Raw genomic sequence first — 13,494 nt, 5'->3', positions numbered from 1 at the left:
CGCGGATGTCGCAGACCGGTCCGGTCACCACGAGACCCACGAGCATCGCCGAGCTCCGCGAGGTGACCCAGCCGCCCGAGGTGCGCGGTCGCCGCAACGCCGAGCACTGGACGGCGTCGCTGTACCTGCGCAAGCTCTCCCCGTATCTGACGTGGATGCTGCTGAAGACCTCGATCTCCGCGAACGGCGTGACGGGGCTCATGATCCTCGTGGGCTGGTCGACGGCCGCAGCGCTCCTGATCCCCGGCATCTGGGGTGCGCTGCTCGCCGTCGTGCTCGGCCAGCTGCAGATGCTCGTCGACTGCTGCGACGGCGAGGTCGCCAGGTGGCGGCGCACCTCCTCGCCCGCCGGCGTCTTCCTCGACAAGGTCGGGCACTACACGACCGAGGCGCTCATCCCGCTCGCCCTCGGCATCCGCGCCGCCGCATACCCGCTCGAGTTCCCCGCCGACTTCCTGTGGACCACGATCGCCGCGCTCCTCGCCCTCGTCATCGTGCTCAACAAGGCGCTCAACGACATGGTGCACGTCGCGCGTGCGAACGCCGGGCTCGCCAAGCTCGCCGACACCCACGGCGAGACCGCTCCGCGCGGGGGTCTCGTCGCCAAGCTCCGCAAGGTCGCCCGATTCCTGCCGTTCCACCGCCTGTACCACTCGGTGGAGCTGACGCTCATCGCCTTCGCAGCGGCGCTCGTCGGGCTCGTCGCCGGGCAGCCGACCACCGACCGCATCGTGCTCGCAGTCCTCCTGCCGCTTGCGGTGCTCTCCGTGATCGGGCACTTCGTCGCGATCATGGCCTCTCGTCGTGTCCGGTCCTGATCCCGACCCTCGCGTCGTCGACTCCGCCCGGCCACGCGTCGGCGTGGTCGTGCTCACGATGGGCAAGCGGCACGACGACCTGGCCCGCGGCATCCGCAGCATCCTCGACCAGCAGGGCGTCGATGTCGACGTGGTCTGCGTCGGCAACGGGTGGGACCCGGCGACCGCTGAGCCCGCGCTCCCGTCGGGCGTGAAGACGCTGCACCTGCCCGAGAACCTCGGCATCCCGGCCGGCCGCAATCGAGGCGTGCCGCTCGTGACGGGCGACGGGCTCTTCTTCCTCGACGACGACGCCTTCCTGCCGAGTGAGACCTTCCTCGCCGACGGATGCCGGATGCTGGCCGAACGGCCCGAGATCGGGCTCATCCAGCCACGGGTCGTCGATCCGACCGGACGTGTCTCGCCGCGCCGGTGGATCCCGCGCATCCGAAAGGGCGATCCGTCGCACTCGAGCAACGTCTTCTCGTGCTGGGAGGGTGCCGTGCTCATGCCGCGTGCGGTGTTCGACGCGACCGGCGGCTGGGCCGACCCGTTCTTCTACGCGCACGAGGGCATCGAACTCGCCTGGCGGGTCTGGGACACCGGGCACGTCGCGTGGTACGCGGGCGACCTCGAGGCGGGGCATCCGGTCATCGACCCCGCCCGGCACGCGTACTACTACCGGCTGAACGCCAGGAACCGCGTCTGGCTCGCCCGACGCAACCTCCCCGCCGTGCTCGTGCCGTTCTACGTCGGCTCGTGGACCGCGATCCAGGTGCTGCGCTGGGCACGGCAGCCGGCAGCGCTGAAGGCGTGGTTCGCCGGATGGCGCGCCGGTTGGCGAGAACACCCGGGGGAGCGCCGACCGATGCGGTGGCGCACGATCTGGCGCATGACGCTCGCCGGGCGCCCGCCCGTGGTGTGAGCCGACCCGCAGGGGGCGACCCGGCAGCGGAGCACTGCGTGCGGTAACGATCGGCTCTCAGTGCTGCCGCGGCGCGGGCGACGGGGCATCCGCTCAGCCCGACCTCGCTACCCTTGGACAGTGGGATTGAGGAAAGACGCGCGACGCGCCGTCAAGCTGGCCAAGGACATCATGTGGTCCAGACGCGCGCAGCGATCGCTCGGTGTGAAGCTCGCCGAGCAGGAGCCGCTGCCGCCGCATCGCTTCCGCGTCGGCGTCTACTTCGCCGACGGCAAGGTCAACCTCTATCAGCTGCGCCAGTGGTACGCGCCGCTTGCAGAACTGGCCGAGCGGCACCCCGTGCTCATCCTGAGCCGTGCGTCCGGTGCTGCCCTCACGCTGCTCGACGAGTCGCCGGTGCCCGTCGCCTACGTGCGCCGAGTCGCCGATCTCGAGCGGGTGATCGCCGAGCAAGACCTGCATGTCGTCTTCTACGTGAACCAGAACGCCAAGAACTTCCAGATGATGCGGTACGGCCGTCGCTGGCACGTGTTCATCAACCACGGCGAGTCCGACAAGATGTACATGACGACGAACCAGTTCAAGGCCTACGACTACTCGTTGATCGCGGGCGACGCGGCCCGGGCACGACTCGAGAAGGTGCTCTGGGACTACGACTTCGACAAGCGGGCCATCCCCATCGGGCGCCCGCAGGCCGACCACTACCTCGATGGTGCGGCGCTGCCGTACACGCCCGACGAGCGCGAGGTCGTGCTCTACGCGCCCACCTGGGAGGGCGATCGCGGCGCGGCGGCATACGGATCCATCGCGACGCACGGCGTGCCGCTCGTGCAGGGTCTGCTCGCGACCGGCCGCCACAGAGTCATCTACCGGCCGCACCCGCGATCAGGCGTCGTCGATCACGAGTACGGCGCGGCGAATCGCACCATCATCTCCGCGATCGAAGCGGCGAACGCCGCCGACTCGACGGCGCAGCACGTCTACGACGACGGTCCGAAGCTCGGCTGGCAGCTCGCCGCGGCCGATGTCGCGGTCGTCGACATCTCCGCGATGGTCTACGACCGACTGGCGGCGGGCAAGCCGCTCCTGATCACCCGACCGGCCAATCCCGAAGCGCAGATCGACACGTCGGGCTACCTGCAGGCGTGCGAATGGCTCGACGTGACCGATGCCGCGGCGATGGTCGCCCGCGTCGACGACGTCGCGCACGACGTTGAAGCACTCGAGCGGCTCGGATTCTGGGTCGAACGCTACTTCGGCGACCCCACCCCGGGCGTCACGACGGCGAGGTTCCATGCGGCGGTCGACCACCTCATGGCCGAATGGGAGCGGTTCGCCGCCCTGCACGCCGCAGACGGCGACATCGACGAGCGCGACATCCGCGCCGGCGAACAGGACGACGAGGAACTCGAGGCGTAGCTGCGTCGCAGATCGTCGGGCGATGGCGTCGATGCGGAGTCAGCGCTGCGGATCGCCGTCGTCGACGTGATGCCGTCGCAGCATCCGATCACCCGCGTCGACATAGCCCTCGAAGAGGTCGACGACGGCGCGGAGGCGTTCGCGCGCTGGTTCGCCCTCGGTGAGCGCCGCTCCCGAGCGCAGCGTGCGGATGAAGGTTCGCGTTCGCTCGTGACTCGCGGCGAGCAACTGCTCGAATCCGCCGACGGCCTCTACGCGGAGGCGGCGGCTGCCGGGCTGGGGGATGGTTCGTGCGAGCCCCCACGACACGAGCTCGCGGACCGCGGTGCTGACTCCGCCGGCGCTGAGGCTCAGCTCCGCGGCGATGGTGTCGAGCGTCTCCGGTTCGCTCCTGAGCAGCAGGAACCCGTACACCCTCCCGGTCGCGCGGGAGAGGTGCCAGGAGGCGAGGGTGTCGCCGACCGACTCGATGAACTCGGCACGTTCGTCGCGCTCAGGCATGGGGCACCGATGCGAGCAGGTCGAGGAGCGCGATCGTCGTGGCTTCGGGCGCATCGAGGGTCACCACGTGGCCGGCATCCGCGACCACCCGTTCGCCGACGCCCTCGGCCTTCGCCCACGCGGGCATGGCCGTCGCGATGTTGCCCGTGCGATCGAGTTCGCCGCGGATGAGGCCGAGGGGAACGGGCACCCGGTAGTCGGGGTCGGGTTCGACGAACGCGACGGTCGCGCGCCAGACGTCGAGGAACGAGCGCTTCGGCATGCGGGCGAACATCGCCTCGGTGGCCGCGATCGCCCCCGGCGTGACCGCCGAGGCGCGAGCCAGCATGCCGGGCAGTCGCGACGCTGGAATGAGCGACAGCGCGGGGGCGGCGAGGCGGAGCGCGGTGCGTTCGCCGCGGGAGAGCGGCCCGGTGTTCCAGGTCGAGTCGATCACGATGAGCGCGCCGGCTCGGCCCGGGTCCCGGCGTACGAGCGCCTGTGCGACGTTGCCGCCGAGCGAGTGCCCCACGAGTGCGGGACGATCGAGGGCCAGGTGGTCGAGGAGCGCCGCGAGATCGTCGAGTGCGGCCTGCCCGGTGAAGCGGGTGCCGGGTTCGAGGCTCGAACCGCCGTGGCCGCGCTGATCGAAGGCGACGACCGCATGGCCGGCCTCATGAAGGGCGAGCGCCTGCGCGGCGAACATGGAGTGATCCATGCCGGCGCCGTGGACGAGCACGACCGGTCGCAGATCACCGTCGAGCATCGTGAAGCGGAGCGTCGCGCCAGGGCGGGGCAGGGTGCGATCCAGATTCAGCATATTCTGAATATAGCGAATCTACGGTGCGTCGGGTGACTCTCCGGTGCTGTCGGCGGATTCCGGGGCCGTTCCGTCACCAGGTCGTCGGGTGATCGCGCCGCGCGCGGCCCGTCCTGCGGCCTTGCCCGCGGCCTGACCCGCCGATTGGATGCCGCGGCCCGCGGTGAGCACGACGCCACCGACGACGGTGCCGGCGCGCGACAGCCGCGACGCGGCCGAGCTCAGCATGGAGTCGCCCTCACGAGGCTCGAGGTCGGGCGGCAGCACCGGGGGAGCCTGACCGAACGCCAACCGGGACTGCTTCAGCACACGACGCCCGAGCACGCTGTTGCCGATGCCGCCGATCGCGGCGCCGATGCCGAAGGGGATCGCCTTGCCGATGATGCCGGCGCCGCCACGGACCGCGAACTGCTTGATGAAGACGCTGCGGAGCTTGTCGACGACCGGGCCCATGATCGCCTTGGGCATGCTGTTCGTGATGAGTTCGCCCCAGTAGACGTTGCGGGCGGCGCCCGAGCCCGTGGCCTGACCGGCGAGCTGGCGAACCAGGTCGACGCCCTCGTTGCCGAGCATGAGGGTCATCACGAGGGCGCGCGCGCGGTCGGGATTGTCGATGGCGATGCCGTGCACCTCGGCGACCGACTGCGCGAACAGCGCGGTCGCCTCGAGGAACCCGGCCGTCTCGACGCCGGACAGTGCGAGCGTCACGCCCGTGCCGATGCCGGGGATGACCGCGGTCGCGCCGACGGCGGCGCCGCCCGTCGTGACGGCAGCGAGATAGCGGCGCTCGAGGATGCGTACGATCTGCTCGGGGCTCGCAGCGGGTGAACGCCGACGGATGGCGCGGAGGTGGGCGACCACGATCGGCCGCTGGATCGCGAGCACGCGGTCGATTCCGCGCTCGACGCCGTGGGCGCGGCCCTCGTCGGCGGGGAAGCCCGGGGGCGCGGTGCTCCCGGAACGGTCGGAGTCGGGGCCGCCCTCTCGCGGCGCGCCCGAGCCCATCGAGGTGATCGTGTGCACGCGGTCTGCCATGGTGGGTCGATCATACGAGATCGACCCGTGCGAACCCGCTACCCGACCCCGTGCTCGGCGTTGTAGCGGGCGAGCACGTCGTCGATCGGACCGTCGAGCACGAGTGAGCCCTTGTCGAGGTAGAGGCCGCGAGTGCAGAATCGGCGGAGGTCCCGTTCGTTGTGCGAGACGAAGAACAGCGTGCGGCCGCCGGCGAGCAGCTCGTCGATGCGGCGGTAGCACTTCTCGCGGAACGCCTTGTCGCCCACGGCGAGCACCTCGTCGACGAGCATGATCGGCTCCTCGAGCTGCGAGATCACCGCGAACGCGATACGCACCTTCATGCCGCTCGAGAGGTGCTTGTAGGGCGTGTCGAGGAAGTCGCCGATGTCGGCGAACTCGATGATCTCATCGAACTTCGCGTCGATCTGGGAGTTCGTCATGCCGTGCAGGCCGGCCGTCAGGTAGACGTTGTCGCGAACGGTGAGGTCGTCGACGAACCCGCCGGTGATCTCGATGAGGGGGGCGACGCCGCCGGTGATCTCGACCGTGCCCTCGTCGGCGATCATGACGCCGGCGACGAGCTTCAGCAGGGTCGACTTGCCCTGGCCGTTGCGACCGACGACGCCGATCGCCTCGCCGGGGCGCACCTCGATCGAGACGTCGCGGAGCGCCCAGAACTCGCCCGGGCGCGTGCGGCGGCGACGGCCGGCCAGCAGGTCCTTGAACGAGCGGCGACCGCGGCGATTGCGCCGGAAGCGGATGCCGAGTCCGGTGGTGCGAATCGCGAAGGGAGCCGAGGAGACGGCGGTCGTGGCATCCAACTCAGATCTCCTTCAGCACTTGACGTTCGGCGGAGCGGAACACCCAGAGGCCCACCGCGAGGATCGCGAGCGACATCCCCGCGGAGATGGCGACGTTGAACCAGTCGAGTTCATCGGGGTAGAACCCGGCCCGGTAGATGCCGAAGATGCCCGAGAGCGGGTTGAAGGCCGCCCAGAAGTGCAGTTGCGAGGGCAGGTCGGTGACGCCGTAGATGATGGGGGAGGCGTAGAACAGGAACCGCAGCGCGAGCTTGACCGCCCGTTCGAGGTCGCGGAAGAAGACCACGAGGGGCGCCACGATCAGTGCGACACCTGCCGTCAGCACGGCCTGCAGCACGATCGCGATGGGGAAGAGCGCGAGCTCCCAATGCAGCTGGATCTCGTCGCGGAAGATCACGACGAAGAGCGCGAGCACGGGCAGCGCGAGCAGGAACTCGATGCCCTTCGAGAGCACGATGCGGTTGACCCAGATCGTGCGCGGGATCATCGTCGAGCGCACGAGCTTGGCGTCCTTCAGGAACGCGCGGGTGGAGTCGGAGACCGACCCGTTGAACCACATCCACGGCAGCAGCGCCGACAGCAGGAAGACGAGGTAGGGCTCGGTACCCACCGGGCGCTGGAAGACCTGGGTGAAGACGAACCAGTAGATGCCCGCCATCACGAGGGGGTCGAGCACCGACCACACGTACCCGAGGGCGGAGGTCGAGTAGCGCACCTTCAGGTCGCGGGTGGTGAGGAGCCACAACGAATGGCGGTACCTGGCCCACGGCGTCCGCTGCAGCGGATGGGCATCACCGTATGCTCTCGACACCGTGCTCATCACGCTCTCATCGTAGATGCCGCACCGGGGTAGATTTGTATCCGACGGGTGGCAAGTGCCGAGCCCAGTCGGAAGGAACCTCGTGCACCGCACCAGTACCCGTGTGATCCTCAGCTGCGCCGCGATCGGCGTCGGCGGCGGGCTGTTCGCCGCCGGTGCGGGGTACGCCGCCGGACTCATCGCCGGCATCGCCCCGATGCTCTACGGCATCACGATCGGCTCGCACTTCCTGCCGAGCGCCGTGGCGCTCGCACTCCTGAAGCGCCCGGGCGTCGGCATCCTCACCGGATTCATCGCGGGCCTCGTCGGCGCGGCCTTCGCCCCCCACTGGATCCTGCGATTCCTCGGCACGGGCCTCCTCGTCGGTGCGCTGCTCGAGCTGCCGTTCTTCATCACCCGGTACAAGAACTGGTCGCCGTGGCTCTACTACGTCGCCGCAGGGGCGTCCGGCCTGATCCTCGCCGCCGGCACGTTCATCGCCCTCGGACCCGAGCACTACGCGCCCTGGTTCTGGGCGCTCTACCTGGCGATGTTCGCCCTGAGCCCCATCGCCTTCACCTGGCTCGGCCGGGTGATCGCGGCATCGCTCGCCCGAGCTGGCGTCGCGCGCACCCTCACGACGGGGCGCTGAGCCACCGAGCACGAGGAACGACAAAAAGAAGAGAGCGGATGCCTCGGGGCGTCCGCTCTCTTCTCTTGTTCAGTGCTGTGGTGCAGGTCACACGAAGTGGTTCGCGCGCTCCAGGTCTTCGGCGAAGTCGATCTCGACCGCGTAGAGGTCGGAGATGTCCATCGGCTCGACGAGGAGGCCGTTCTGCTCGATCGCGAGCTCGAGGCCGCGCTCGAAGTAGTCCTGGTCGCCGACGCGGTGCAGGTGCGCGAGGAACGTCGCCTTGTCACGGCTCGAGATGTAGTTGATGCCGACGGCCTCGCCGAGACCGCCCTTGACGGTCTTCGAGAGCGCCTTGATGTAGCCCTCTGCGCTCGTCGTGTACTTCACCTCTTCGTCGGACACCTTCGAGGTGTTGACGGTGACGAAGGACTGGTCGCGAGCGATGTACGGCAGCGCGCGGTCGAGGATGCTCGGGTCGAAGACGACGTCGCCGTTCATCCACAGCACGCCGCCGGACTGCGACGCCGCGAGGGCGCGCATGAGGCTCTTCGAGGTGTTCGTCTGGTCGTACTCCTCGTTGTAGACGAACGACGCCTGCGGGAACGCCTCGATGATGTGCTCGAGCTTGTAGCCGACGACGATGGTCACGTCGGCGTTGCCGCCGAACGCGTGCTCGATGTTGTCGAACTGCTGGCGCATGATGGTGCGGCCGTCGCTGAGCTCGGTGAGGGGCTTGGGGAGGGATCGCCCGAGCCGGCTCCCCATGCCGGCCGCGAGAATCACGATCTGGGTCACTGCATCTCCTTCGGTGGGTCGGATGCCCCGAGCGTCGCCCTCGTCGCCGAGGGTTCGCCCGGATTTCATCCGGAAGTTCACATATGGACACGCCGTTATGCCGGTATTCAGGATATCGGGGCCGCTCGTTGCCCACCATCTGGGGGGCAAGGTCGTAGCGCGATCGTGATACGACGCTCAGCCGATACCCAGTCTCCCCCTCCAATCACCTTGCGACAAGGCTCGCAACGGCGGCGCTGATTGATAGGTTGTCTGGGTGACTTCCGTTTCGCGCTCCGAACACGACGACGAAACTGCCGAAGGCACCGGAGCGGGGGCGTCCGATACACCGGAGTCCCAGCCGGTGCGATCGGCAGCGACGGCGAAGCGCCCCGCGCGCACGGCCGCACCGAAGACGACCGCCGCGGCGTCGACTGCGAAGTCGACGGCGGCGAAGTCGACCGCCGCGAAGAAGGCCGCCGGTGCTGCGACGGGGGCGAAGAGCACCGCCGCGAAATCGACGGCCGCCGCCAAGACCTCGGCAGCGAAGACGACGGCGGCCAAGACCGCTGCCGCGAAGAAGCAGGCCGCAGCAGCCGAGGCCGCTGCCGAGGCCGCCGAGTCGGCCGAGGGCGAGGCGACCCCGAGCCGCCCGGCCTCCAAGCGCACCGCCGCGTCGCGCACGGCCTCGGCGAAGGCCGCCGCCGCACGCGGTGAGGCCGCGAAGACCACGCGGGCGCCGCGAGCGACCGCGACCAAGAGTGCGACCGGTGCGGCGAGCACCCGCACCGAGGCCGTGGCGACGGCGGCGGCGACTCGACGCCAGTCGCAGCAGGTCGCGGCGGCGCTCACCACTGAGACCACGGCCGCCGAGCGGTCCACGCGCAAGGCCCCCGACACGGCCGCGGCGACGGTGTCCGAGCCCCCTGTCGCGCCCGAGACCGCGTCCGCCGTCGCGTCCGAGGCCGAGGCCGCGTCCGAGGCCGCGTCCGTCGTCGCGCCCGAGACCTCCGCCGTACGGTCGGAGATCGACGAGGAGACCGTCGAGCGCGCTCCGAAGCGCCGCCCTGCTGCCGCTGCGGTGGTCGCGGCCGTCGCCGCCACCGAGGTCGTGGAGGCCGCCGCCGAAGACGTCGCGACCGCGGCACCGGAAGCGCCCGTCGCCGAGCCCGCGTCGCCCGTGGTCGAATCGGGCGAGGCCGCCGTCGAGGCATCCGGCAGTGCCGCTCAGGCCGTCGCCGTGATCCAGCCCGTCAAGAAGCCCACGGCGCGCAAGAAGCGCTCGCTGCGGCCGGCTCGCAGCGCACCGCCGGCGACCGCGCCGAAGGTGCTCGCGATCGAGGGGCTCGTGAAGAAGTTCGGCGAGAACACCGCCGTCGACGGCATCAGCCTCGACGTGCGCGCCGGATCGTTCTTCGGCATCGTCGGTCCGAACGGCGCCGGCAAGACGACGACCCTCTCGATGGTGACGGGCCTCCTCCGCCCCGACGCCGGCACCGTGCGCATCCACGACATCGACGCGTGGGCCAACCCGCGTGCCGCCAAGCGCGCCACGGGCGTGCTGCCCGACCGGCTGCGCCTCTTCGACCGACTGACCGGCGCCCAGCTCCTCTACTACTCCGGCGTGCTGCGCGGCCTCGACAGCCGCACCGTGCGCGAGCGCAGCGCCGACCTGATCGCGGCATTCGGCCTCGATGATGCCGTCGACCGGCTCGTCGCCGACTACTCCGCGGGCATGACGAAGAAGATCGCGCTCGCCTGCGCCATGATCCACTCGCCGCGCCTCCTCGTGCTCGACGAACCGTTCGAGTCGGTCGACCCCGTGTCGGCCGCGAACCTCACCGAGATCCTCGAGCGCTACGTCGCAGGCGGTGGCACGGTCGTGCTCTCGAGCCACGGCATGGACCTCATCGAGCGCGTCTGCGACTCGGCGGCGATCATCGTGGCCGGGCGCGTGCTCGCGGCGGGAACGCTCGACGAGGTCCGCGCCGGACAGACCCTCGAAGACCGATTCGTCGAGCTCGCCGGCGGACGCAAGGCTGCGGAAGGCATGGAATGGTTGCACAGTTTCTCCGACTGAGCGCAGCCCTTTCCTAACCTGAACCGAACTCGCCCGAAGCGCCCGTCTCGTAGGCTGTTCTCGCCCGTAATTCCGGGGAAGTTGGACACTCGAATCCGGGCCTGCTCGGGCGACGCTGGGGCACGCCAGAACTCCTCGGTAGGGCGCAGGCGCGGGGAGTTCGCGGGGTTTCTGCCGAGTGGCTGCGAGGGCGCGGCGCGGATCGAACCGTCGCGCTAGCATTCGTGCGTGCCACGTTCCAGTGCCCTCAAGCCCGCCCGCGCGTTCCGGCCTGCTTCAGACCCGTTCAAGATCGTGCGCCCGGTTCCCGTTGCGGTTCAAGTGGGCTTCTGGATTCTGCTGCTCCTGTCGATCATTCAGGCGGTGACCATCGTCTGGTCGCTGGTGGTGTTCGACTGGGACGGGTACCTGGACGAGTGGGTGCACAGCTTCGAGAGAGACGGCGAAACGTTGCAGGTGACGCCTGCGATCGCGATTACGACGGTCATCGCAGGGTTCGTTGCGACCTCGATTGGGATCGCTTCCCGTCTCGTCTTCACACTTCTTCTGCGGCGAGGCTTCAACTGGGCGCGGATCGTTGCGACCGTGCTTTTCGGTTACTTGCTGCTTCCGCCGTACAGCTTGGACGTCATCAGCGTTCTCGTCATGGTTCTGGCGATCGCGGGGATCGTGTTGGTTTGGCTCCCGCAGTCGAACGCCTTCTTCCGGGCCGTCAAGCAGGATCGAATCACGCACAGCGCGAAGCAATTCGGCTGAGCCGAGCGCGTCGCGCGAGCTGGTGCGAAGCTGTCAGCATGGCGACACGAGCAGAGCCGCGATCTGCCAGTCCATGTCTTCCGGAACCGCGTACTGCGCAGCCTTGGCACGGCCATGGCCGAGAGCTCGTCGAATGGGTATGAGTCTGAGGCCTCGAACAAAGTAGGCTCGAAGCACGGCAACGAGGGAGCGCGGGGTTTTCGCGGGGATGACACAGGCGACACTGACCGAACAGCCCAGTAAGACACGGGGAAGCAGCGGTATGACAGCACAGTTTCTCCGACTGAAACTGCGTCTGCTCGGCAACATCTTCCAGCGAAGCGCGTGGCAGGTCGTCGGCATCGTCCTCGGCCTGATCTACGGTCTGGGCCTGGCTGCCCTGCTGTTCGCATCGCTCGTCGGGCTGCGCTTCGTCGATGACGTCGAGGTCATCCGCGACGCCTTCGTGGTCGCCGGGTCGATCACCGTGCTCGGCTTCATCATCGTGCCGCTGATCTTCGGGGTCGACGACACGATGGATCCCCGGCGCTTCGCGCTCTTCGGCCTGCCCGACCGGAGGCTCGCGATCGGCCTCGCCGTCGCGGCCGTCATCGGAATCCCCGCGCTCGTGCTCGCCATCGTGCTGCTCGGCACCGTCGTCACCTGGTCTCGCGGCGTCGGCGAGACCCTGCTCGCGATCATCGCCGCAGCGATGGCGTTCGCCACGTGCCTCCTCATCGCTCGCGTCGCGACCGGCGTCGCATCCCTGCTGCTCGCCACTCGACGGGCCCGCGAGCTCAGCGGCGTGCTCGGGCTGCTCCTGATCGTGATGGCGTCGCCGATCATCGTCGTGCTCGTCTCGGTCGACTGGGAGAGCTCGGGCGCCTCGGTCATGGAATCGATCGCAGGCGTGCTCTCCTGGACCCCGTTCGGCGCGGCCTTCGCGGTGCCGGGCGACGCGGCCGCCGGCCAGTGGGGCCCGGCGATCGTCAAGTTCCTGATCGCCGCGGCGACCCTCGTGGTCATCTGGTTCGGCTGGCAGGCCCTCGTCGCCAAGATGCTCGTGACCCCCGGTCGCGAGGCCTCGGCCAAGAGCTACCGCGGACTCGGCTGGTTCGACCGGCTGCCGCACGGCGCCGCCGGCGCGGTCGCCGCGCGCAGCTTCACCTACTGGTTCCGCGACGCACGCTACTGGGTCTCGCTCGTCATGGTTCCGATCGTTCCGATCATCGTGATGGTGCCGCTCAGCCTCGCCGGCGTGCCCACGGAGTACCTCTGGCTGATCCCGGTGCCGCTCATGTGCCTGTTCCTCGGTTGGAGCCTGCACAACGACACCGCCTACGACTCGACCGCCATCTGGCTGCACGTCGTCTCCGGCGTACGCGGGGTGTCCGATCGCATCGGCCGGCTCGTGCCGGTGCTCATCGCCGGCGTGCTGGTCATCGGCCTCGGCAGCGCGGTCACGGTCTTCGTGCTGAACGACTGGCGACTGCTGCCGTCGCTCCTCGGCGTGAGCACGGCGCTCCTGCTGGCCGGACTCGGCGTCGGGTCGATCACCTCGGCCCGGTTCCCGTATCCGGCGGTCAAGCCGGGCGACAGCCCGTTCCAGCAGCCGCAGGCGACCGGCACCATCACGGCGCTCGTGCAGTCGATCACCATGCTCGGTTCGCTGCTCATCGCGCTGCCGGCGCTCGTGTTCGGCTGGCTCGGCATCTTCGTCGACCCTGCCTGGCACGCGGCATCCTTCGCCTCGGGCATCGGCCTCGGTCTCCTCGTGCTCGTGATCGGCGTGACCGCCGGCGGCAGGGTCTTCGACCGTCGCGGGCCCGAGATCATCGGTGCCGCGATCCGCGCGTAGAATCGAACGCATGATCTCCTCCGTGCGCGTGAGCATCGCCGACCCTGGTTCGCCCGGCGGCGGCACCGACGTTCTCGACCGCGAACTCGAGAAGCTCCTGAACAAAGAGGCCATCGAGCCCGGCGATCACGAGCGCTTCTCGCACTACGTGCAGAAAGACAAGATCCTGCAGTCGGCCCTCACCGGCAAGCCCGTGAAGGCGCTGTGCGGCAAGAAGTGGACCCCGGGGCGCGACCCCGAGAAGTTCCCGGTCTGCCCGACCTGCAAAGAGATCTACGAGAAGATGAAGGCGGAGTAGCCGCACTCAGCGGTACGCCCGCTCAGCGGTACGTCGC

General features: G+C 69.2%; 14 protein-coding genes. 8 read left to right on the top strand and 6 right to left on the bottom strand.

Features of this window, described 5'->3' with window-relative positions:
• Nucleotides 1-5 precede the first annotated feature (5 nt).
• The 3 genes from ACFCVM_RS14560 to ACFCVM_RS14550 all read left to right on the top strand — a co-directional run bounded on the left by ACFCVM_RS14560 (nucleotide 6) and on the right by ACFCVM_RS14550 (nucleotide 3,141).
• Nucleotides 6-818 (top strand): CDP-alcohol phosphatidyltransferase family protein, encoded by an 813-nt coding sequence (locus ACFCVM_RS14560; RefSeq protein ID WP_375837237.1) that lies wholly within the window; start codon nucleotides 6-8, stop codon nucleotides 816-818.
• Between the two features lie 58 nt (nucleotides 819-876).
• The gene (locus ACFCVM_RS14555; protein ID WP_375837636.1) at nucleotides 877-1,722 is read left to right on the top strand and encodes a glycosyltransferase family 2 protein; all 846 of its coding nucleotides are present in this window, start codon (nucleotides 877-879) and stop codon (nucleotides 1,720-1,722) included.
• 120 nt (nucleotides 1,723-1,842) lie between these two features.
• On the top strand, nucleotides 1,843-3,141 hold the full coding sequence (locus ACFCVM_RS14550; protein WP_375837235.1) for a hypothetical protein: 1,299 nt from the start codon (nucleotides 1,843-1,845) through the stop codon (nucleotides 3,139-3,141).
• Between the two features lie 39 nt (nucleotides 3,142-3,180).
• On the opposite strand, the gene ACFCVM_RS14545 is transcribed toward ACFCVM_RS14550, so the two are convergent.
• From ACFCVM_RS14545 to ACFCVM_RS14525, 5 genes are read right to left on the bottom strand one after another with little or no spacing between them, the layout of a single operon-like run.
• On the bottom strand, nucleotides 3,181-3,642 hold the full coding sequence (locus tag ACFCVM_RS14545) for a GbsR/MarR family transcriptional regulator (RefSeq protein ID WP_375837234.1): 462 nt from the start codon (nucleotides 3,640-3,642) through the stop codon (nucleotides 3,181-3,183).
• A complete protein-coding gene (locus ACFCVM_RS14540; protein ID WP_375837233.1) occupies nucleotides 3,635-4,441 on the bottom strand; it encodes an alpha/beta fold hydrolase in 807 nt (268 codons plus the stop codon). Before ACFCVM_RS14540 ends, ACFCVM_RS14545 begins: the two co-directional genes overlap by 8 nt.
• Nucleotides 4,442-4,459: 18 nt before the next feature.
• Complete coding sequence (locus ACFCVM_RS14535; protein WP_375837231.1) at nucleotides 4,460-5,476, bottom strand: hypothetical protein; 1,017 nt, start codon at nucleotides 5,474-5,476, stop codon at nucleotides 4,460-4,462.
• Between the two features lie 38 nt (nucleotides 5,477-5,514).
• The gene (locus ACFCVM_RS14530) at nucleotides 5,515-6,279 is read right to left on the bottom strand and encodes an ABC transporter ATP-binding protein (protein WP_375837230.1); all 765 of its coding nucleotides are present in this window, start codon (nucleotides 6,277-6,279) and stop codon (nucleotides 5,515-5,517) included.
• Between the two features lies 1 nt (nucleotide 6,280).
• Nucleotides 6,281-7,099, bottom strand: a complete 819-nt coding sequence (locus ACFCVM_RS14525; protein ID WP_375837635.1) for an ABC transporter permease — start codon at nucleotides 7,097-7,099, stop codon at nucleotides 6,281-6,283.
• A gap of 82 nt (nucleotides 7,100-7,181) precedes the next feature.
• Here ACFCVM_RS14525 and ACFCVM_RS14520 point away from each other — a divergent pair, with 82 nt between their 5' ends.
• Nucleotides 7,182-7,730: an ECF transporter S component gene (locus ACFCVM_RS14520; protein WP_056014263.1), complete on the top strand. Its 549-nt coding sequence runs from the start codon at nucleotides 7,182-7,184 to the stop codon at nucleotides 7,728-7,730.
• Nucleotides 7,731-7,817: 87 nt separating this feature from the next.
• On the opposite strand, the gene ACFCVM_RS14515 is transcribed toward ACFCVM_RS14520, so the two are convergent.
• Nucleotides 7,818-8,507, bottom strand: coding sequence for an NTP transferase domain-containing protein (locus ACFCVM_RS14515; RefSeq protein ID WP_375837229.1), 690 nt, complete (start codon nucleotides 8,505-8,507; stop codon nucleotides 7,818-7,820).
• A gap of 343 nt (nucleotides 8,508-8,850) precedes the next feature.
• On the opposite strand from ACFCVM_RS14515, the gene ACFCVM_RS14510 reads away from it, so the two are divergent.
• The 4 genes from ACFCVM_RS14510 (at nucleotide 8,851) to ACFCVM_RS14495 (ending at nucleotide 13,457) form a co-directional block, all read left to right on the top strand.
• Entirely contained in the window at nucleotides 8,851-10,566 is a 1,716-nt protein-coding gene (locus tag ACFCVM_RS14510; protein WP_375837228.1) for an ABC transporter ATP-binding protein, read from the top strand.
• Nucleotides 10,567-10,794: 228 nt separating this feature from the next.
• Nucleotides 10,795-11,322 (top strand): hypothetical protein, encoded by a 528-nt coding sequence (locus tag ACFCVM_RS14505; protein ID WP_375837227.1) that lies wholly within the window; start codon nucleotides 10,795-10,797, stop codon nucleotides 11,320-11,322.
• 262 nt (nucleotides 11,323-11,584) lie between these two features.
• Nucleotides 11,585-13,159, top strand: a complete 1,575-nt coding sequence (locus tag ACFCVM_RS14500) for a hypothetical protein (RefSeq protein ID WP_375837226.1) — start codon at nucleotides 11,585-11,587, stop codon at nucleotides 13,157-13,159.
• A gap of 10 nt (nucleotides 13,160-13,169) precedes the next feature.
• A complete protein-coding gene (locus ACFCVM_RS14495) occupies nucleotides 13,170-13,457 on the top strand; it encodes a DUF3039 domain-containing protein (protein WP_375837224.1) in 288 nt (95 codons plus the stop codon).
• The last annotated feature ends 37 nt before the right edge of the window (nucleotides 13,458-13,494 follow it).

The sequence above is a fragment of the Agromyces sp. NPDC056389 genome (assembly GCF_042262385.1).
In the GTDB taxonomy this organism is placed as follows: domain Bacteria; phylum Actinomycetota; class Actinomycetes; order Actinomycetales; family Microbacteriaceae; genus Agromyces.
This window is presented reverse-complemented; position numbering and strand designations above follow the sequence as displayed.